Origin of the sequence: Roseibium sp. TrichSKD4, assembly GCF_000148725.1 — a bacterium.
In the GTDB taxonomy this organism is placed as follows: domain Bacteria; phylum Pseudomonadota; class Alphaproteobacteria; order Rhizobiales; family Stappiaceae; genus Roseibium.
On sequence record NZ_GL476314.1, the window covers coordinates 270,246 to 291,189 of the forward strand.

Below are 20,944 nucleotides of genomic sequence, written 5' to 3' on the forward strand. Positions count from 1 at the left end.
GAAGATGGAAATACATAAGTCCAAGCATGAGGTCCAGTTCTATCAACCGCAAGTTCAAAATGTTCGTAAAACAGAGTCTTCGACAGCAAACGCGCCTGAGAATGCCGAGAGTTTCCTGGATTCTCATTTGCTTCGAAGTCCAATTGAATTGGGGTTGGGTTATATCGATTTGCCGCCCTTGAGCGAATTGAGGTCTCAGATAGAGGATCTGCAGCTGCTCTTTGCGGAGGGTGAAATCGTGCTTGAGCCCGAAATCAATGAGCCGCTGAAGGTGATCCTGCGCGAGGAATTGAGCAAAATAGACGCAATAAAAGAATTGCAGCTGAGAAAGTGATTCTTGCGATGAGAGCGGCGTCTTTCGAATTCCTCACCACATTGGCTGTGCTCTATCACAGGCATGGATGCTGGGACAGGTCCCTGCTTTATGCAATCACCGCTGCCAAGCTTAACTTGTGGTCGCCGCGACTTGTGCTGGTAATGGCGTCTTCATTTCTCAAGCTTGACGAGCCGGAACAAGCGATAGCGGTTCTTTCGCGCTTTGAAACTGGTGAGGATTCAACTGAGTTTAAACCGAATTTGGCTGAGCAAATCTGCGCCTTCGCGCTGTTGCGCCGCGCGCACTTGCGCACAAAAGATCTGACAAACGCTCTGCGATACACGAAGAAAATAAACGAACTGAACGAATAAAGGGCGGAGGGACACAATTGCAATCTCGTCGAAGTATACTTCTCAAATCGCAAAACTTGCTCAGGGGAATAAGCGGTCAGTATGAGGTCGTGCTGGTTATTCTTCTGATCACGATCATTTTTATGATCATCTTGCCTTTGCCAACATGGTTAGTGGATTTTTTTATTGGATGCAATATAGGCCTTGTATTGCTGATTTTGGTAATTGTTTTTTACTTAAAAAGCCCGTCTGATTTATCAACGCTCCCCTCGCTTCTGTTGTTTGCGACAGTCTTCAGGCTCGCAATTTCCATTTCAACCACCCGGCTGATTTTGAGTGAGGCAGATGCTGGCGAAATCATTCTCGCCTTCGGGAATTTCGTTGTTGGGGGAAGTATAATAATAGGAATGGTTGTTTTTCTTATTATAACAATTGTACAATTTATAGTAATAACCAAAGGGTCTGAGCGTGTAGCGGAGGTAAGCGCAAGGTTTGCTCTGGATTCTCTTCCTGGTAAGCAGTTGAGTATCGACTCAGATCTTAGGGCAGGTGAAATTGATATTGAGGAGGCGAAGCGTCGGCGCACAAAGCTTCGCGTCGAGAACGATTTTTACGGGGCAATGGATGGCGCCATGAAATTCGTTAAAGGCGATGCTATTGCGGGAATAATAATTATTGCCGTAAACCTTATCGGCGGCATGGGCGTAGGCGTTGCACAGAACGGCATGGCTCTGGGTGACGCTGTGCAAATTTATTCTGTCCTGACCGTCGGTGACGGCCTGGTTTCACAGGTTCCTGCGCTGATTATGGCAATCGGTACCGGGATAGCGATCACCCGCATTGCCAAAAGCGATGAAGACGAGGACGTCAACCTCGGTTCCGATATCATCTATGAGCTGGCGGGGAGCGGCCGAGAACTCGCAATTGCGGGTTTTGCGATGGTGCTGTTCGCGTTGGTTCCAGGTTTTCCACCAATCACTTTCCTCTCTCTGGCGGCATTGTTTGGGTTGGCAGCCTACGCGGTGTCGCGCCGAAGTCGCCAGGATGTCGACATGACGTCGTTGGAAGAAGGGACCAAAGTCGATTATCAGGTGCCGACAATAATTCGGCTTGAGGTTGCCCAATCCTTGCTGAAAACCCTCAATGCCGAGAAGCTCTCCGAGAACCTTGGAGGGATACGTGCAAGACTTTACGCAGAGATAGGCATTCCATTTCCCGAAGTTTCGGTTCTGCAGATTAGTGATGGAAAGAAAGACAACTGGAAACTGGTGATCGAAGGGGTCAAAGCGGTTTCAGGCAATTTCCCTCTTGAGAAGGTAAATGTCATTGATGCTGTGCAGGATCTGGAAGCGACAGCGCTCGAATTCGAGACAATGAAATTCCGCAGCGTTGAACTCAAATGGGTAGAGCGGTCACAAACTGAAGCGCTCACGGATCTGGGCCTCGATTTTCAGGACATGGAAGACGTTATCTGCAAGTTCGTAGAAAAAGAGCTTCCGAGCTACGCAGAGGAAATAATAGGGGTCGAAGAAGCAAGCAAACTCCTGGACGTGATGGAGAAACGCTATCAGACGCTTGTGACAGCGGTTCGAAAAATTGCCCCGCCTGAACAGCTTACTCTGATTTTACGTCCGCTTGTTGCAGAGAAAGTGCCCCTGACGAACTTCCGGATTGTAATGGAAGCAATTCTTGAGTGGGGGCCAAAAGAAAGCGACCCTTCAGCCCTTTCGGAATTTGTGCGCATCGCGCTCGCGCGTCAAATCAGTGACCAATACGCCAACGAGGACCATAAGATCCCAGCCTATATTCTTGACCCCGAGGCAGAAGTCCTGTTGCGGGATGCACTCATGCACAACAGCTTAGGGAGTTTTTTGACGCTAACGGCAGAGCAATCGCAGGTCATGATTGAGAATGTTTCCGCTGCGATCGGAAACGTCGACGAAAACGAACCTGTTTTGATCACTGCGATGGACATCAGACAGCATATGAGAAAATTCTTGAAGAACAACGGTTTCGATTTCCCGGTGCTTTCTCACAAGGAAATACACAGTGATATAGAAATATTTCCGCTCGGGATAATAAACGCGTCATGAAGATACTTTTGTCTCTTGCCCTGTTTTTTTGTCTTTGCAGCAGTTCCAATGCGGCGCCGCCGATCAATTTGACCAAGGGTTTTGGAATTCTCCTCAGGTTCAATGAACCTGTTGCGAGTGTCTTTATAGGCAGCAATGAAATTGCCGAGGTTCAGGCCGTGAACGAAAAGGCGATTTACGTTTCGGGTCTAACCGCAGGCACGACCAATCTGCTAGTGATGAACTACGACAATGACATTATTCGGTCTCATGCAATTGTCGTTCATCCCGTTAACAACGAAACGTCTTATCTCTTGGAAAATCTTATTCCAAACGGTGACGTCACCGTCCAAAGCAGCGGCAACACCTCTATTATTCGCGGAAATGTCGATAATATCGACGACGCGGATGACATTCGTGAAGTCAAGACGAGGCTTGAGGAACAAGGCCGAAAAGTGATCGACAAGACAACAACTTCGACACCCGTCCAAGTTTCTCTAAAGGTTCGGATTGTGGAACTCTACCGCGCAGATCTCATCAAGCTCGGTTTTGATGTAAGTTCTGTCAGCAGCGGGTCGGTTTTTAAAGTTGTGACCGGAAGCGGTATTGCTCAGGATTTTATGAGCACGTTGATTGGAAGCGTAGAAGGCCAAACGCGTGTTGGGATCTCTGGGGCCAACAACAGTTTCAATGTAAACGCGATGTTGGATTTACTAGAGAAGCGGGGCTACATTCAAATACTTGCCGAGCCTCGACTGACGACCGTCACCGGTGAAAAGGCTACGTTCCGTTCTGGTGGAGAATTTGCCGTTTCGGTTAACCAGGGCAACGGTGTATTCACTGCAGAGTATAAAGAAACAGGGATATCGATCGACTTTATTCCGGAAATATTGCCAGGCGATAAGATCTCAATCGACATCAGTTCAGAAATTAAATTTGTCGACCCGCAATCCGTCGTCAATTCTGCGCCGGCATTGCTCGTGCGCAGTGTTCAGACCAATGCACAGGTTGCCAGCGGGCAAACGTTTGCGTTGGCCGGGCTCTATCAGTTGACGCAATCAAGCTCCAAAAGTGGTCCCCCTTACTTGTCGAAAATTCCTGTGTTTGGGAACCTGCTTTCAAAAACCAATGAGAGTCGGGAAGAGCGGGAGCTTATATTTTTTATTACACCCTACTTGGTGCACTCTTCTGTTCCCATTGAGAAAAAACAGCCAACAGATCTTCTCGCCACCTTAGGGTTTATTGTGGAATGAGGGTTCGAGCCGCTTTCATTGCTCTCGTATTATCGAGTTGCGCTGCCCCACAGGGAAGGGATCTCAACGTACATTTGAGAGAGTCTTTCGAACACGACGTGATCAAACTTGATGACGGCACAAAATTGCCGGCCAGTTGCCTCGAACACGCTGAAGGGCCCTTTGGTGCTCGAAAAATGGGCTGTTATGTGGACCGGGCTTTTGCTTCCCAGATTTCGACGGGTGGAATTAACACACGGAGCAGCAGCAGCGCTACTGCTCCGCTCCGAAGTGTTTTCCGTCAACGAAAGCGGCCTGATAGCAGCGACCAGAAAATTGAGACAAATTGAGCGCGATTTATGAGACTGACGTTGAACTCAGTTAGACACACGTGAGCATGAAGAAAAGTCGCTCCCAAGTTTGGATGGAATTATCACGCAGTGTTACTTTCTTGAAAGCACTGTGTTTGGAGTTAAGGTATTCGCAAATATATCTCATTCGCAAGTTTTCGCCGAAATTGTTTGAAGAGTAACGGAATTAAAAATATGGTAGTTTCCTAGGTGTCGTCATTATATGGGCATTTATATATGAAATTTGTACACTATAGAAAACTGAATAACTTATTCGGATGTCTATGTGGCGCAATAGTCTTCGCAGCCACGATTATGGCATTGCCTGAAAGAGGGCTTGGCGAAGATTTACTAAAAAACTGCGTGGAGATCGAGGATGAGCTCGACAGACTGAATTGTTTTGACCGCTTGGCCGAGCGTTACACGCGCAATGAAGCGCAAGACTGGGCTCCTAAAAACGACGCCGCAGCAGGTCATCGAATCGGTAATCTGGGTGACTGGCAAATTGATGTCAGAAAATCAATTTGGGACGGCAGCGACATCGTGATCGCGCGCTTGGCAGCGGAAGAAAGATATACGGAGCCATCGGCTATACCCAAGCGTCCTTCGTTGTTTATTGCTTGTAACGAAGGGATGCTCTCGTTTTGGATCAACCTGGATACCTATTTGTCTGAGCCCAATGCAGGACGGCAAGTCAGCTACAGGATGGACAATGGTGCGACCAGCGTGGTCAATATGAATGAATCGAAAGATCGCAAAGCACTCGGCTTGTGGCGTCAGCCGCAATCGGTTGAATTCATACGGAGTGTATCGAGATCAGAAAAACTTGTTTTCAGAATAACACCCGTAAACTCTTTACAGGTGACGTTCAGCTTCAAAATGTCGGGCTTCGAAAGAGCGCTAGCCCCCCTGGAGAAAGCTTGTGGTGTAGTGCTTAAGAGCTAAATTTCCATTCTCGAAGTGTTTTCTTAGCTCGTTTGTTATTGTCGAGCGTATTGAATGACTGAAAATTGCCGAGGTCACCAAGGACCTGACTTAAAGAGCTCTAGCGAATTTGAGTTTCCTGAAAAACCATAAGCTCTTAACCGCAAGAGCGCTGCACCATAAAGGTGTGCAGCGCTCGAGCATTGCGTTTTCAGATCTCCCTGAGGGGGAGAGGGGACGGCGAGCGAGACAACCAAAACGCATTTGAAGATGATCTATCACTCCAAACATCTTTGGTATTGTGATATTTTGCTTAAGTAATTTAAAACTCAAATACATTTATTTGATTATTGTATTTATTATTGCGGGAAATCGTAAAAAATACCAAAAAGCGCAATTTTAACACGGATCAACAGAGTATTTATAATATCAGAAAACGTTTTGAATGAAGTGGTGCCACGGACTGTCACTGCCTTCAATACGTTGATCGTATCGTCCAATTTTGTCGGCGGTGGGAGAGAAAAGGTCCAGAATGCAACATTCCGCCTGTTTCGAAACCGGATCCAGATATTGTTTCGTTCTGCTTCGCACAACCAAAATTTTCCAGCGCGATAAATTCGTAAAATATACGTATTAAGAAGCTGCGTTTCGTAGGGGATACCTAGGGATATCAACGTTCCGGTCAGAATTAGGAGGGGAAGTGTCGCGATGAAAGTCTCTGAATTAGCTGATTTAATTTCCCAAAAATCACGTTCCGGAGAAGCGTCCGAAGAAGAGCTTAACAAACTGAGGGCGTTGCTCGCCCAAATGTTGAGCCAAGGGTCCCAAAGCTTGGGCCAAGGTGGTCAATCGGCTTCAGCTGGTGCGGAGGCAAGCCAGGGACAAGGCCAGGAAGCGTCGGGTGGCTCTTTGCTTGGTGACGCAGAAGCTCAACACCAATCAGGTGATGGCTGTCAAGTCTGTGCAGCCTTGCAAAAATAGACTTCGACCGTTTGGAACGTCACAATTTCCGTAGAGCTGGCTCAGCGGGGCACCGTCAATTTCTGTGTCAAACTTAATTGCGAATTTCTCTTGACTCTGTTGATACCGCTGGGGGAGGCGGAAATGGAGTTTGCGACACAAATCTGGTTTATGTGTTTACTGAGTTCCGATACCAGAAATAGAATTGGTGACACTCGCTACCGAAACTTGAGTGTCTGGAACTTGCTTCCAACCTAATGGAAGCGGTTTCTTGCTGGAGCCTTTGAAAGCTGCGCGCGCGGTCGCAGTGTAGATGTCACGAGTTTTGTCGGCAAAAAGCAGATTGCAATCGAGAAACATTATTTCGGTCGTTATAGAATGCCTGTCCAGGTTGTATTTTTATTCATCAGGGTTGAATACGTAAAACACAGCTGAATATTAATACATTGCTTACCCTACGATGGCAGGTTTGCGTAGAAGCTGAAATACTATGCGGCTCGTGCGATAGAGTTACAGGCATTTTAGTCGATTGATGGGCTGCCTAGCAGGAAGCAAAGCCGATGGCATGGATTAAGAAAAGAAAAAACCTACGGTTTCCAAATCATGAGGATCACGCTGGGGAAGAATTTCAGGCGAATGCAGGTAATCGGCGACAATTTAGCAGAAACATCGATCCGGAAAGCGAACTAAATCGCAGCAAACATGAAGAGGATTATCGAGAATTTGTTGCTGTAGAAGAAGAGCTTGATCGTTTTTTTAGAAGTAGAAATCGTAAGTTGCACTCCAGCGATGAAACACTATCATTGGATGAAGGGCACCAGCCGGCACTCATAGAACATTCTCGACGGAAATACTCTAAGAACTATCCGCGGCGTCGTCAAAACGAGCCGAATGAATACGAGCGAATTGTCGAAAATTCATATGGTCAACGGAAATTTCGATCTGCACCCAGGGTCGCTCGCCGCCAGGTTTCGGCTGAGGAAGAGCGCAGCGAAAACCTCGATTATTCTGACCCAGATGTGCAACTGGGCCGCGAGGCCGCTTTGAATCATTACAGGGAGCTTGGGCGGCGGGTACAGATTCTCCAAGACTCACAGAACCAGTATCCCGAGCGCTCAGCGCAAGTCATATCGCTTAATCTGGATCAAGATGGCTGGCGAACACGTTCGAAACAGAAGGCATACCCAACGACAGCTGGCCAGGCAACACGATCGTCAAAAAGGGGAGGTGTAGCTTTTGATGAAGCCCTGGAGAATCTTGAAATCGGTTACGAAGAAATACTCGGGCGACTAGATGAAATGTCGGACGCGGTGGTCGGCCAGAACCTCCAGCCGACCGCAGGTTTTGAACACCGGCGTCCAAAAATCGATCGCAGCGAAAAAGTTGGTGCTCAGTCTCTGATGGTTTTGGCAGAGAGGATTGCCGAAATCGCCGATCAGATGGAACGGGTGCTGCATTTCGCAGCTCGATCAGAAGTGTTTCAAAACCCAGATCGTCAAAACGCAGTTGAATACGAGCGGTACGAACGCGAGTCGGCTCAGTCAAGCTGGCAATTGGAAATGATCCTAACAAGGTTGGAAAACTTGGAAGCAGCCACCTATGGAGCCCAACAAGAAGCAAGCCGCTTCAGGAGACGAGTTCAGAACGGAAATCAACTCATTCAATCACGAAACGCGCGCGTTTGTCGTTGTTGTTGAAAGTCCAGGCGGCCCAGTGCTACCCGTCCAATTGGCGCAAGCTGTCGTGCGGTGCGATCTTTACTGCAGCCACTTCATATCTTCGATGCGAAGGATCGCAAGGCTCTTCGAAATAAACTTTTCCAACCTGTCCCTCCCTCTCAAGTGGAGGAGAGGGACAGGACAAGCGCGGCGAGAACTTAAGATGTGTCGCCGACATTCTCAACGGGAACTGGCTCGCCTTTGCTTGGATAGAAGTAGGTCTTTTCTTCTCCATCGACTTCGAACGTTCGCCAGAATGGAGCTTGTTCTACGTTTTCTGCCTTGAGAGCGTCAGTTCCTTTTTCGAAAAGATCGCTCCACCAGATGTAGACCTTCGATCCGTCGGATACCAATGTGTAGAGCTGTAATCCTGTTGGGTCGGTTTCAGCCTTGTGTGCGACAACATCGCCGTTTGTGTCAACAATGTCACCGTTCTCATTCAGTATGACGCGATAAAACTTGTCCGGATTTTCCAGCCCGGTGTCAGGATCGACGAAGGAATAACCTTTTGGTTGAGAGTACTTACCGATTGGAGTGCCATCAGGTTTAATAATCTCGTCTTTTGTGCCCTCTTTGATTAGATTTCCGTTTTTGTCGTATGTGCCGATTATTTTTCCTTGCTGGTCACGCAGGACACCGTTTCCGTCCGTTTGGGTCCGGGCGGATCCAAAATGTCTTGCGGTTTCCGTAGCTGGATCTTCACCACCGGGGCCTGGCCCCAGGTCAGTTCGTCGAGGCTGCGTTTCACCCACATTTTCGACGCGAACCGGTTGACCCTTCACAGGGTAATAATAGATTGTTTCTTTGCCGTTTTCGTTGAAAGTCCGCCAGAACGGGGACCTTTCGACATTTTCCGCCTTGAGGGCGTTAGTTCCTTTTTCGAAAAGATCGCTCCACCAAATGTAGACCTTCGATCCGTCGGATACCAACGTATAGAGCTGCGCTCCAGTTGCGTCTTTTTCAGCCTTGCGCGCGATTACCGTGCCGTTCGGGTCAACGATGTCACCGTTTTCGTTGAGAATGACACTGAACGATTGTGTTCTGTCTTCGCGCCCTATGTCTGGATTTACAAATGCGTACGGTTTTGGTGTTGAGTATTTTCCAATCGGCGTTCCATCTGGTTTGATGATTTCATCTTTTGTACCAGCTTTGATCAGATTGCCGTTCTTGTCGTAGGTACCGATCACGTTGCCCTGATCGTCCATGAGGACACCGTTTTCGTCTGCAAGCGTGTTAGCGGTGCCGAAGTGCCTGGCCGTCTCCGTGCTTGGATCTTCGCCATTTGGACCCGGGCCCAGTTCTGTGCCGGGTTTTGATTCCTCTTTTTCTTTGGTGTTGTCAGTTTCAGGCGTTTGAGAACCGCTTGAGGCGGATTGCGACTTGCCAAGCTCGTAAAAAATCCACGCTGACAATCCTAATCCGAACAAGGTCCAGAACGCGATCGACCCGTTTCCTTTTGCGATGCGTACGAGTTTGATCAGGGTTCCGTCCGCGGGAAAAAAGTTGGGAAATTTTTTCGTCAGATAATCCTTAACCCGCTGCGTTGCTTCGGATGTACTGAGATTTGAATCGGCGATGCTTTGAACGAATTCCTTGACTTCAGTCTGAATATGATCGGGAAGGCCAGAGTTGCCATATGTCCTTCGCAAATAGGTTTTCATGGCCAACGGGTCCTTGTTCGTCCATGCGTCAACAAGGAGCGGCCTGTTGTCTTCCTCTGTTTCTACCCAAAGGCGCGCGAAGCTTGGCTTTTGAGCGTTCTTGGTGTTTTGTATCCCGATCAAAAAAATCTCACGGTCTTCAGGTGAGCTCTTGAGCAGTTCAGTTTTAATTTGCTCGAAGTCTTCAGGGCTTAGTCGGCGCTCGATGCGCGAAAGTTCTTTCCGCAAACGTTTCCCAAAGGGTTGATAGGGGCCTCCGTTTGGCGGGGGGTCGTCTGAGCTCCCAAGATTGGCCAACCCTTCAGGTTCCTCCTGCAAAGCCGCCAGTCTAAGGAAGAGCTCTGCATCGCCCCCCTCAATTTCTGACTCAAGCTTGTCAAGAAAGGCCTCTTTCTGCGCGTCAGACAACCCTGAAAAGTTCTGCTTTACAGTGGCTCGCGTCTCGTCGGAGACACTTGAAACTCTTTCAAGTAGGCTGTTCAGCTGGGCGCGTGGAGTATTGGTTTGCGGAGCTTCAGGCTCGGTTTCTGGAACCGAAGGAAGTTCCTGCAACTCGATTTCTTCTCCAACAGAAGGCGGGATACTTGCCGGCTTTTCGGTTAACACCTCAACCGCCTGCTCGGCTGTGGGAATTGCGGCCGGCTTGTTCCTTACTACGACGGCAGCCGGTTGTGAGGCTTGAGGCACATTCGCGGGAACTTGTCTTAGGGCGATCTGCGGCTGAAGTTCGGGCGGATATGTTGCGGGTTTTCGGGTTTGAACTGATTGCGCCGACGCCTCCAGCTGCGGTGCGGGAGCCGGTCGGGTCGCCGGTTTATTGGTCTGAACATTGGCCGGCGGGTTTTTGACCTGTGGTTTTGGAATCGAACCTGGCTTCGTTCGTTGAACTTGTGGTTTCGGAGCAGGTCTCGGCGAGGGCGGGCGATTTTGCGGCGGTCTTGGTTTTACAAGGGTCTTTAACATGTTGGCGGCTCCTTCTGAGGATCCGTAAAAAGTTCCACAAAACCTGAGCCCGAAATACTGTCAATTTCTACGAAAAAATCGAAACTTCGAGTACATTTTACTTATGTTCATGCCGGTCTTTGTGGTCATAACTAGGAGGTTCGGACTACGCAGGGCGACAAACTGGGCTTTGGAATTCGCGGCCAATGAGTCCTGTTCTATCTTCCGTCAGAATTCTTTTGAACTTCAGCATCCATTGCAGGACCATGGTTCCAGCCGCGATTATGCAACATTTCATGAGCCATGACTTTTTTATCGGTCAGATAATCCATATCAAGCGCGAAGTTGTTTCCATTAACGTCCCCAAAACCTGCGGTTCCTGGGCTTAGATCTTTCGCGGAAATGTTGACGTCTCCGTATTGATCAATCAGCTTGTCGATGTTTTGCTTGAAGTCTTTGTCGGTTGAATAGAGTTCATCGAACGTCTTTTTCATCTTATCGGCATCAGCTTTGTTTTCAGCGTAAAACTTTACCTTGCCGTTGACGCTGCTTGCCTGTTGCGGGCTTTCTGGCTTTGTACTGTCTGAACCATTGCCGCCGCCACCACTTCCACCGCTGCCTCCTGGTCCACCGCCACCAGAGCCACCACCACCGGAACCGCCGCCGCCACCCGAACCACCGCCTTGTCCGGCGTTGGCGAGCTCGTCTGCAAAGTCATCTTCACTAAGACCGAGAATTCTCAAAAGGTCTTCGAGCGGTATGCCGTATTTATCGGAAAGCTCTTTGAGGTAGTCGATCAGCTCCTGCTTGCTTTCATCAGACTCATCTTGGTTTGCAAGCAGCTCCTCCAATTTCTTGTTTTCTTCATCAGAGAGTTTGTTCAGGAATTCCTCCTTGGAGATCTCCTCGTCCGGATCTTGACCGTCAACGTCACCGTCATCGCTTTCTTGGTTTTCCAAGTCGAGGCTGTTGGAACCTATAGGAGGTTATGGGTTTGCCTCGGCGAAGTCTCGCAAGGTGCTGCCTGGAGGGCGGTTGTCGCCGGTGTCACCACTTGAGTCGAATGAAGAGCCGACTGCTGGCAACGATGACGCCGAACTGCCGTCGACTCCTGCTGCGGGGGAAGTGTCTTGCGCAAATGCCGACCCTGTTGGGGCAGGGCGGGCTCCTTGTAGTTCTGGTCCCATCAGAACCTCGACAGCAAATTTTGTGAGGGCGCGCGATGCAAATAAGAACACTCAGTTTCCTGAGTGCTCAGGGGTCAAACGCCCAGCCTGCCCTCACAAAAGACAACAAAGAAATAAAAGGAAACGGCCCCCGTAAAACACTCGAACAATGTGGAACTAGTCTTGAGCCACGAGTGTCCTTGGGAGGCATTACCCCACGGATACCTTCATCGTGATCTCAGCGGAACTCTGATCGGCAGCGTCGTTCAACAGTGAACTGCCGCCTTGGCTATCGCTTCCGCTCGACCCGCTTTCTTCATTTTCGCTAGGTCCGACATCGCTACCACCGGCGCCACTAGATTGGCTTTCCTCGCCCTGAAGTAACTTGGCGAGCAGCTCAAGAAGTTTGCCAACTTCCTCTTTTTCGCCACCACGTTGACTCTCATCATTTCCAATCGCGGACTGCAGAGCGGACTTCATTGCATCCATGGCGCTACCAATTGCCATAACCTTACTCCCATCGAAATTGCACCGTGCACACGGAAGCATGTCGGACACCACTTAGTAATCACCCGCGATGCCTCACGTTGCGTAACTAGTCTTCACTTAGTGCCTGACCGCAGCAATTGGTAAATTATACGTATCAGAGTCAGCGCGCGTCGGTGGGCTCGCCCGCTGTACGGACTTTTGTTCCGTTTTTCGTTGCACATACAGACTGGTAGAAAGGGAGTGGTCGCGCTAATAGATTGAAAAGAATGAGTGAATTTTAAATTTGTTGATTTAAAGAAATCTGTTTTCCCGTATCACTAGCTTTTCCTTATAGCCTAATAGTCGCTGGGCGTTTGGCTCTTTTACGCTTTGAAACCCGGGCAGGCTGTTTGAATTTCGTAGGTTAGTGCCAAGAAGCTTGAGGCTACGATCTGCAATTGATTTGACCGAAGAGAGGGGCGAAACATAAGAATTTTGGCCAACCAGCGGCCATTTTAACAGCAGCATACTTAATCTCTACCAACAGGGCTCGTAGTTTTTACCTATTGTTGGAAAACTGGCCGACGCTGTATCAATTACTTAGTATTTCACCGGCTGGCGTCAGGTTTTATAAATGCATTCGTCTGATCGCAGTATTGTCGGGCGCTGAAAGCAAGAAAGGGAGTATAAAATGACATTCGGTCTTGGGTTCGGTGCAATAGGTATTGGCATAGGCGTTGGCGTGGGTGGACTGCAGGGGGGGTGTTGTCTTCTTGGTGGAAAGAAAAGTGAAGCTAAGGAAGAGAGCGCGGAAATCGACATCAAGACGTTGACAGACGCTGTAAAAGAGGTCGCAAAAGAGCTGGAAGCCGAAGGAAAAATTGAAGGCAAGGCTGAAGGTGAATGCGACAAGGATAAGAAGTCTTTGCTAGAGAGTCTGGCTAGTTCGGGGTCGGTCGAATTCAGTATGCGTCTTCGTTACAAGGAAGTCGCAAAATCCTGATCAACCTCGACATTGCAATGCTCAGCACGCAACTTATGCAAAGGAAACACCGGTTCCTTTTCTTCTTGTTTTGCAGAAGGAAGTAGATGAGTAGAAATTGCGGATTGTCAGATAGTTGGTACTTGTTAGATTTTGCAATCGGATCTAATGTGATCTGAACAATTTTGGCGAGTGGTGAGATGGCGACGCTTAAGGAACTAACGGACAACTTGGAGGAAGAATTGATGGGTCCTCAGCGCTTGGAAGCGCTAAGTCGATTGCGGTCTGACATCAGTTCTTTCGAGGCAACTTTGCGACAAAAACTTCAACTTGGTGCGCCGGGTGGAGAATTTGCGAAGCTGAAACAGATTTACAGTGCTTCACAAGCATCCGGAAAAATTATTGAAGCGATACGAGCCATGTAACCAGGAGCTCGGAAGAAAGAGGAGTAGAGAAATGCCAGGTCCAGTAGAGCAAGTACAGCAAGGCATCAGTCAGCTAACTGAAGTACAGCAGGCCAGTAATCAACTAACTGCTGCGACAGCCGAAACGAGCGCAAAACTTGCCGCTAACCAGCAGGTGAAGTCGCTTGCAGCAAGAATTTGATTGCGGGCCCGCGCTCGGCGCCGTCTGCGGTTTTGTCTAAATCTGTTCTTCAGTCGTTTGGCTGAGAAGTACAGGCAATAACATGGGCGGCGTCGACTACATTCTGCGCGTTAGCGGTGGGGTCAATGACTCTGCTAAAATTGACCTGACTTCATTTCCTGTGACCCTCGGCAAGGGGTTGGACAATGATGTTGTCTTATCGGGACTTGACGAAGGGCGCGTCACCATTTCCCTTGGGAAATACGGTGATCTGATCGTTGAATCAAAAGAGCTCGATGTGAAGTTGTTTGACGGATCTTCGGTGAAAGATCGGTCGGAACATGCTGCAATTTTTCCACCTGAAACATTTTATTTGACGGATGACCTTGCGATCATCATTTCCCCAACGAAACCAGTCTCGCGGACGCGGTACAATTTTGAATCCTTGCTCGGCAAGCTGCCTTTTGGCGTTCCGGAAAAAGCGACCAACCTAGTCGCCGAAAAATGCGAGTCACTGAATTCGAGTTTGAGTTTTTCTCCCTTCAAACTTCTTCTCCTATTCCCCATTCTGGCGCTAGTCATTCTGAGCTTCGGCGACCTTTTCGTTCAGAACAAAACCGGTGCCGAGATGGAGGATCAGGGACTTGGGCAGGAAAAACTGGAACTGGCGAGTACCCTGAGCCAACAAAAAATCGAAATGGACCTTGCTGACAGCAGCGCAATTACGTGTGACGGATGTCTGGAAGAGGCCTCCAGTCATCTCGCTAAGCTTATCGAGGACAATGAAATCGCGGGCATATCGGTCCATACTGAGCAGGGGATACTGGAAGCCAAGGGAGAAATAATAAATGAACAGCACGGCGCCTGGTTAAACATCCAACAGAATTACGACCTCACCTGGGGGCACAAGGTTCCTCTTGAGGCGAGAGTACGTGAAGTTGAAATGACTGCTCCGTTCGAATTGAGGTCTGTCTGGCTGGGAAAAACGCCAGAATTTACCACCAACGAAGGTGCTGTTTTTCGAAAAGGGGACGTGACCAATGACGGTTGGCGCGTTGAAACAATAGACGCCTCAGGCGTCATGCTGAAACGACCGAGCGCTGTGCTGAAGTTATCCTTTTAGATGGCAGCCGGGCTGCATGTCTCGATCCGCTATTCGACGTCCATTCGTCTAATCGCACAAGGGCCTAAAGACGTCAGTGATAGCAACGGTCGCGTTTCTGGATCAAAACATCGCATCTAACCAAGCAGCATAAGTCAATCATTTTGAGTTGAGCTGTCGACTGACAAGATTTTCTTGTTTTCAAACATATTTATTGAATAAGCCAAAAACTAACGTAAAGTAATTTTTGATATCGCCCCCTATTTGCGCGTTGTCACTATGAAAAACAGATGTGTTCTTTGTATGTGAAATGCTTAATTTTGTTGCAGATCAAAACTTTTTCGAATTGCTGGGGGCGACTTTAATTTTGTCGATCGCCAGGACCTCTCCGCTCATTTTCGTCAATCCCATTTTTTCCCGGCATCAATTTCAGAGCGGATTTCTGCAGATGTCAATCATTATTGCGATATCGGCCCCAATTTTCCCGACTGTGTTTATTCAACTCAATGCATACGGCATTCCCACACCATTCTTGCTCGTCGTGCTCGTTTTGAAGGAAATTGTGATCGGGTTGGTGATTGCAATCCTGTTGAGCGTTCCCTTTTGGGCGGTCGACAGTGCAGGAAAGATCATAGAGAACGCCGTAGGGTTTAGCCCGGCGTCCGAGGGGGAAATAAGCGGTTCAATTGGCAATCTGTTTTTGACGTTTGCGTTCGTACTGCTCTTTTTTACCGGGCTTTACTACGAACTGATACTGGATCCCATTTATAAAAGCATAATTGTCTGGCCACCGTTTGCTGCTTTCCCGAGCTCTTCCGATACGATCTTGTTGGACTTGGTGGAAGTTTTGCAGCAGATCAGCGAGTCGAGTTTCATAATTGCTTTGCCAATAGTCGCGTTGCTGCTGCTTTCTGACTTGATCGCGGGATTTGTGCTCAAGTATACGCAGGCAATTAGCCCAAGTTTCCTTATGTTAAGTTTGAAGCCTTTAATTCTTATCATACTTCTGTTTCCGTTTGTCACGGTTCTATTGAACATCGTGAAACTTGAATACAGAGAGCTTTTGACCGTGCCAGAGGTCTTGCAGGAAATGCTCCCTCCCAAAGAATGGAGATGGCTCAATGGCGGGCAATGACAGCTCTGAGGAAAAAAAGCATCCCGCGAGCGATCAGAAACTCAAAAAGCAGCGCGAAAAGAAATGTCGCTCATCTAGAGAGAGCATTTGGCCGTCTCACGATTGTGGGCATCACATATCTGATCTTATGATCGTCACTTCGAGAGTACGTCTCTAATTTCACCTGAAGATTTGCGCCTCGGAAGATTCGAGCACGTTTCTTGCGCAGTTGTAATAGTTGTGAGTGATGGCTACATCGTGCTGCCGATTATGATGCTTGTGATATTTTTCTCTGTGTTGGCGAGTATCATGATGACACAGGGCTTTGTGTTCAGCACCGAACGCATGAAACCCGATTTCAACAAGCTAAATCCCGCGAATGGTCTCAAAAACATCTTTGGCCTTCAGGCACTTAAGACAGCACTTATGCATGTTCTTCGTCTTTCGTTTAGCGGAACTATTCTGATATTTCTTATTTACTACTTTGTGCCAACTGTATTTCTATCGCCATATTGTGAGTTGGATTGCGGTATTTCTGTTAATGCAACTGTATATTTTTATGTTTTATTGGCGCTGCTTATCCTCTCCATTATTTTTGCGATGATAGATTTTGTCGTTCAGCGTTCTGAGTTCTTAAGACAGAACAAGATGACGGATACAGAGCAAAAACAAGAGAAGAAAGAGCAGCTTGGCAATCCTGAAATTAAGGGTCGCATAAAGGAAATTCAGCAGGAAGTTGTGACTAAAACCGTGGGAATGCGAAATGCGAGTTTCATCGTTGCCGATGGTTTGAAACAGGCTGTTGCAATTCGGTACGTGCCGGGTGGAGAGGAAATGCCGACCATTGTAGCCAAGGCAAGAGGCCGAAACGCTGTATTACGTTTGGCCTCGGAAAGTGGAAAGCCGGTAGAGCATTCTGCCGAACTGTTGGCACTGGTCAAAAAGATTGGTGTCGGCGATCCGATCATGGATGAGGCTGCGGTCAAACATCTCGTTCCGTTTTTGCATAAATACTCGTAGAAACCTGTGTCGGTTCGATCTGACTTCAGCTGAATTCAGAGGACCGATCAAGAGGCGAGTTGTACTGGTTATCATTGCCAGTCGGGTGGCTGTTAAAAGGCTGACCGAGTTTCAACTTGCTATTGATCGGCGCACTCAACGAAGCCCCAAGGTCGCTCAAGCGCCAAGTTCGACATGACCCGATCAATCTGGTCAGCAATTTCAGAATCAAAGTCGGATTGTCTCACTGTTACAATAAACGCGTCTGCGTCCATGCAAAAAAAGTCATGACCATCGAGAATTGACAGCGAAGGAGCGTCTACCAATATGAGATCGTATTGTTTCTTGAGCCGGCTCAAGTCGGACACACGCGGAAGAGTAGGTGCAGAACTCATTCTATTTGGAAAATTGGGTGAGATCGAAGTGAAATCTATGTTTTTTTCGATTGGAATGATCGCGTCAGAGCATCCAATCGTTCTATCCCGGAGAAGGAGTTTTACGTAATCCGTCAGGCTTGCGGACCAGCAATTTGCATCTACGAGCAAGACAGATTTTCCAGAAACATTTGCGAATTGCGCAACGCCGTAAATTGTGGTGCTGGTTCCCGCCCCAGATCTCGAAGAGGTAAACACTAGCACATTGAGATGGTTCGCCAATGCGAGCTTTGAGATTGATTTGAATATCGACTGAACGCCGAAAATAAAGGGAGAATTTTTTTCGCCATTGCACGCAATTTCAAACTCGCGCGCGATCTTGTTTGCGACCGCCGAAAAATTGGGAACACATCCCATATCGGATGTGATGGATGGAAGTCTCCCTAGGAAACCTGATGAACTCTCAGAGGTGGGATCCTGGCGCAGAAAATCGAAGGTCCGAGGGGGCGCGGATCGACCTGCCAAAACGCCCCGGTCCGTGGACTGTTCAGCAGATGATTGCTCGTTTGCAAAGAAATTGCGAGAAGCTGCTGTAAAAAGGCTTCCGGTAGTCCTGAAGGTCAACTTCAGCAGGAATAGCAATAGGGTGGAGGCCGCAAGCGCGAGAGTGAAGAGAACAATAAAACTTGTGCTAAACCTTGGCCTCGGCTCGGCGTTCCCGTCCAGCGCGCCGAGGACGCTTTTTGCACTGGAGTTCTTTCGCAGATAGCGCTGCCCCACTTTGTTGCTTGTTGGGGTGCTGAGACTAGCCCCGAAAGCTTCGCCCAATGGCAAAATCCTCTCGTGTGCTGGTTTTAATGCTGGAGATTGTTCGACTTCGACGCTTCCAGTATAGACACTATTGCTGCTTTCCTCAAATCCACTGAGAATTTTTTTTATTCTTCTGTCAATGATCTCTTTTTGGCGATGCAGCAGCAGCAGGTTTGGATGTTCAGTGGGGAGTTGATCCTCCAAGTTAGCTAGCCTCGACTCAACGCTTATGTATTCTTGCGCTAGTTTGTCCAATACGCCGGATTTGGTTGTGTTTTGTGAAAGGTTAACTGATCTTTCTGTCAGCGCACGGTGGGTTGGGTGCACATCCGGAGCAAGATACTGATCTTGTTCGTTAGGTTGATTGGAATAATCGTCGCTATTTCCGGTAAACACCTTGATTTTGCGAGATTGATTGCTGTCGGGAGTATCGATGTTAGGACGACGTGCAAGGAATTGGTCAACCGAGTTGCGAAGATTTCGCTTTTGAACGTTCAGGAAATTCTCTGCAATTGCTGTTGCAAATTCTACAGCAGAAACCTTTGTTGTGGCCCAAACGGTTATCCAACAAACACCTTCTCCCTGCGCCACTTGTAGACGACTTTGTAAATCTTTTATCGAGAGTATTTTTGACTGCCAATCTTGCTTTAAATTTCTTTTGTTCAGGTTCTGAATTGCCGAGCGCAATATTTGAGAAGCGAAGCGGTCATCGACAACGCAATTGACTGAATTTGTTGAGTTTCTTTGCGCAAATATGTTTTCAAATCCTGTCAAAATTGGCGCGCCAACTGTGAAGTTCTGCAATTCCTCTGGCGATGGCTTGCCAAAATAGAAAACCAGAGTAACGAGAAAAGAACCGCCAAGAATCAGTGCGGCGTCCAGCCCACCTTTTTTGCTAAATACTCTTCTGACAATGCGGCTGAGCGGCAATTTCATTCTACCACAAACTTCTTATAGGTGATTTCACGAGGGTACGATCTGCATGCACAGCGCGACGTTCGCTTGTTGTGTGTTCCCGACGAAAGTAATTTTATTGGAGATAATTCGTGTCTAGTTCGGTTTCATTGCCTCCTTTGGTTAGTTTATTGGGTCATGCGCAGTAAAACTTAAAATTCGATAGTTTTGACTTCCGGACCGGATCGTTGAAGTAAGTCGCTCCAAAAACGCAGAGAACTCGCGCCGAGATTTACTTTAGGATCGCTTTGGGCGCCGATTAAGGATCGTTGTTAGTCTATACATAGCTGCTAAGCCGTTTGTAAACAGGAGCTTATGCACTTCAGATGTTTTCAACTGCTGAATGGTAAAGACACAGGGGGAAATAGAACAGCTTTAGTTATTAACCGAAGTTCGAATTGCATGTGTATTTTGGTGTTGACGTGCATTTATTCAATTATAACTAGTAGAATTTCGAATGCGGTTTTGAGTAAATATTGATTTGTGCGGAGTGGTTTCAGACTGATGTTTGAGCGGTGTTTAATTAGAAGTTGGTCTGTTGCCTAAGCGGCATAACCTCAGGAGCGCGGCTGCGAGATCGAGGAAAGCTACAAAGGGGGCTTGGTCTTGTTGTAACGGGGAGATATCCTGCGGAATTGGTTGGCTCTATTGGAAATGCGCTCGATTCGGTTCCTGTACTTAGAAGCCTGGAGATTGCGAGCAATTGGCTCTTTTGCGGTTTGACTTCGGAGGAATGACGGGGCTGATACCTGCGAGAAACTGACTTTGGCGTACCACGTCCCCGTCGTGTCCCTTGTCAGCTGGGAACAGTCGCGGCTTGCGGCATGTAATGTTTAGGAGGTTTGGAGCGGTGCCGAAGTCCGATGCTTCACCGCCAGTCAGGACAGAGCTGAGAGGAAGTCCTTGGTCGTCCGTCCGGGCGTGGATTTTTGTCTTAAGGCCTTCTTATGACTCCCCTTTTGCGCCTGCCGCCTGACTGTGGCCGTGAATTTTCGTGTTGTCGATCATATGCTGCCTGTTGTAGGTGAGACTCAAATCCACCATGTTTCAAGCAGGCCATCCCAGCCCCTTTGCTAGGGTCAGGACTCATAGCCAGTAGATGACGAGTGCTGCGAGGGCGATGGCTGACCGGAAGACCTTCGGGCACCTGTCGTATCGGGTTGAGACGCGCCGCCAATCCTTCAACCTGCCGAACATAATCTCGATCCGGTTGCGCCGTTTGTAGCGACGCTTGTCGTACTTGACAGCTTTCTTGCGTTGCTTTCGGCCAGGGATGCATGGCCGTATCCCTTTGTCTCTCAACGCTTCCCGGAACCAATCGGCGTCGTAGCCGCGATCCCCGAGCAGCCAATCGACATCTGGCAGGCTGCTCAGCAAGGCCCGGGCCCCGATATAATCGCTGACCTGCCCGGCTGTGACGAACAGATTGAGCGGACGTCCCCGGCTGTCGCAGATGGCATGCAGTTTGGTGTTCGTGCCGCCCTTAGTCCGACCAATCAGACGTCCAGCCCCTCCTTTTTGACGCCCAAACTGGTCGCGGTACGGTGAGCCTTCAGGTAGGTGGCGTCGATTATCACGGTCTTCTCTTCACCGTGTTCGGCAGCCAGACCTGCCATCATCTGGGCGAAGATGCCTTTGTCGCTCCACCGCTTCCAACCGTTGTAGAGCGTCTTGTGTGGACCGTAGGCCGAAGGGGCGTCGCGCCATCTCAACCCGTTACGATTGATGAAGATAATCTCACTCAACACACGTCTGTCATCAACGCGTGGCTTGCCGTGAGACTTGGGGAAGAAGGGCTCAAGACGCGCCATTTGCGCATCCGTCAGCCAGAAAAGATCAGACATGTTCACCGCTCGTTTTTCGAA

At 48.5% G+C, this 20,944-nt stretch carries 18 protein-coding genes; 12 read left to right on the forward strand and 6 right to left on the reverse strand.

From position 1 onward, the window contains the following. Positions 1–4 precede the first annotated feature (4 nt). From TRICHSKD4_RS13330 to TRICHSKD4_RS13375, 6 genes are all read left to right on the forward strand, one after another. Entirely contained in the window at positions 5–334 is a 330-nt protein-coding gene (locus TRICHSKD4_RS13330) for a hypothetical protein (RefSeq protein ID WP_009759561.1), read from the forward strand. Between the two features lie 8 nt (positions 335–342). Further along, on the forward strand, positions 343–687 hold the full coding sequence (locus tag TRICHSKD4_RS13335) for a hypothetical protein (protein WP_139052108.1): 345 nt from the start codon (positions 343–345) through the stop codon (positions 685–687). Positions 688–776: 89 nt separating this feature from the next. Further along, on the forward strand, positions 777–2,759 hold the full coding sequence (sctV, locus tag TRICHSKD4_RS13340) for a type III secretion system export apparatus subunit SctV (protein WP_050763423.1): 1,983 nt from the start codon (positions 777–779) through the stop codon (positions 2,757–2,759). Further along, positions 2,756–3,991: a type II and III secretion system protein family protein gene (locus tag TRICHSKD4_RS13345; protein WP_009759564.1), complete on the forward strand. Its 1,236-nt coding sequence runs from the start codon at positions 2,756–2,758 to the stop codon at positions 3,989–3,991. The genes sctV and TRICHSKD4_RS13345 overlap by 4 nt, the downstream gene beginning before the upstream one ends. Before the next feature lie 644 nt (positions 3,992–4,635). Beyond that, positions 4,636–5,265: a type VI secretion system-associated protein TagO gene (locus TRICHSKD4_RS13355; protein ID WP_009759566.1), complete on the forward strand. Its 630-nt coding sequence runs from the start codon at positions 4,636–4,638 to the stop codon at positions 5,263–5,265. Between the two features lie 1,499 nt (positions 5,266–6,764). Next, the gene (locus TRICHSKD4_RS13375; RefSeq protein ID WP_009759570.1) at positions 6,765–7,901 is read left to right on the forward strand and encodes a hypothetical protein; all 1,137 of its coding nucleotides are present in this window, start codon (positions 6,765–6,767) and stop codon (positions 7,899–7,901) included. Between the two features lie 179 nt (positions 7,902–8,080). On the opposite strand, the gene TRICHSKD4_RS13380 is transcribed toward TRICHSKD4_RS13375, so the two are convergent. From TRICHSKD4_RS13380 to TRICHSKD4_RS13390, 3 genes are all read right to left on the reverse strand, one after another. Further along, on the reverse strand, positions 8,081–10,189 hold the full coding sequence (locus TRICHSKD4_RS13380) for a hypothetical protein (RefSeq protein ID WP_139052109.1): 2,109 nt from the start codon (positions 10,187–10,189) through the stop codon (positions 8,081–8,083). 554 nt (positions 10,190–10,743) lie between these two features. Next, positions 10,744–11,484: a hypothetical protein gene (locus tag TRICHSKD4_RS30275; RefSeq protein WP_009759572.1), complete on the reverse strand. Its 741-nt coding sequence runs from the start codon at positions 11,482–11,484 to the stop codon at positions 10,744–10,746. A gap of 417 nt (positions 11,485–11,901) precedes the next feature. Further along, entirely contained in the window at positions 11,902–12,198 is a 297-nt protein-coding gene (locus tag TRICHSKD4_RS13390) for a hypothetical protein (RefSeq protein ID WP_009759573.1), read from the reverse strand. A gap of 652 nt (positions 12,199–12,850) precedes the next feature. On the opposite strand from TRICHSKD4_RS13390, the gene TRICHSKD4_RS13395 reads away from it, so the two are divergent. From TRICHSKD4_RS13395 to TRICHSKD4_RS13415, 6 genes are all read left to right on the forward strand, one after another. Next, positions 12,851–13,162, forward strand: coding sequence for a hypothetical protein (locus tag TRICHSKD4_RS13395; RefSeq protein WP_009759575.1), 312 nt, complete (start codon positions 12,851–12,853; stop codon positions 13,160–13,162). A gap of 179 nt (positions 13,163–13,341) precedes the next feature. Further along, the gene (locus TRICHSKD4_RS13400) at positions 13,342–13,566 is read left to right on the forward strand and encodes a hypothetical protein (RefSeq protein WP_040616829.1); all 225 of its coding nucleotides are present in this window, start codon (positions 13,342–13,344) and stop codon (positions 13,564–13,566) included. Positions 13,567–13,597: 31 nt separating this feature from the next. Beyond that, positions 13,598–13,747: a hypothetical protein gene (locus TRICHSKD4_RS30775; protein WP_009759577.1), complete on the forward strand. Its 150-nt coding sequence runs from the start codon at positions 13,598–13,600 to the stop codon at positions 13,745–13,747. An 82-nt stretch (positions 13,748–13,829) separates the two neighbouring features. Then, positions 13,830–14,849 (forward strand): hypothetical protein, encoded by a 1,020-nt coding sequence (locus TRICHSKD4_RS13405; protein ID WP_009759578.1) that lies wholly within the window; start codon positions 13,830–13,832, stop codon positions 14,847–14,849. 289 nt (positions 14,850–15,138) lie between these two features. Further along, positions 15,139–15,963: a flagellar biosynthetic protein FliR gene (locus TRICHSKD4_RS13410; RefSeq protein WP_040616830.1), complete on the forward strand. Its 825-nt coding sequence runs from the start codon at positions 15,139–15,141 to the stop codon at positions 15,961–15,963. 219 nt (positions 15,964–16,182) lie between these two features. Next, positions 16,183–16,962: an EscU/YscU/HrcU family type III secretion system export apparatus switch protein gene (locus TRICHSKD4_RS13415; RefSeq protein WP_009759580.1), complete on the forward strand. Its 780-nt coding sequence runs from the start codon at positions 16,183–16,185 to the stop codon at positions 16,960–16,962. A 119-nt stretch (positions 16,963–17,081) separates the two neighbouring features. Here TRICHSKD4_RS13415 and TRICHSKD4_RS13420 read toward each other — a convergent pair whose 3' ends face one another. The 3 genes from TRICHSKD4_RS13420 to TRICHSKD4_RS29380 form a co-directional block, all read right to left on the reverse strand. Beyond that, positions 17,082–19,061, reverse strand: coding sequence for a hypothetical protein (locus tag TRICHSKD4_RS13420; RefSeq protein WP_009759581.1), 1,980 nt, complete (start codon positions 19,059–19,061; stop codon positions 17,082–17,084). A 696-nt stretch (positions 19,062–19,757) separates the two neighbouring features. Continuing rightward, positions 19,758–20,006, reverse strand: a complete 249-nt coding sequence (locus TRICHSKD4_RS32350) for a transposase (protein WP_139052118.1) — start codon at positions 20,004–20,006, stop codon at positions 19,758–19,760. 159 nt (positions 20,007–20,165) lie between these two features. Further along, positions 20,166–20,923 (reverse strand): IS5 family transposase gene (locus TRICHSKD4_RS29380; protein ID WP_085979623.1). Its coding sequence is split into 2 segments (ribosomal slippage): positions 20,166–20,602 and positions 20,602–20,923, totalling 759 coding nucleotides; the frame shifts between segments, so codons are not numbered across the junction. Positions 20,924–20,944 lie beyond the last annotated feature (21 nt).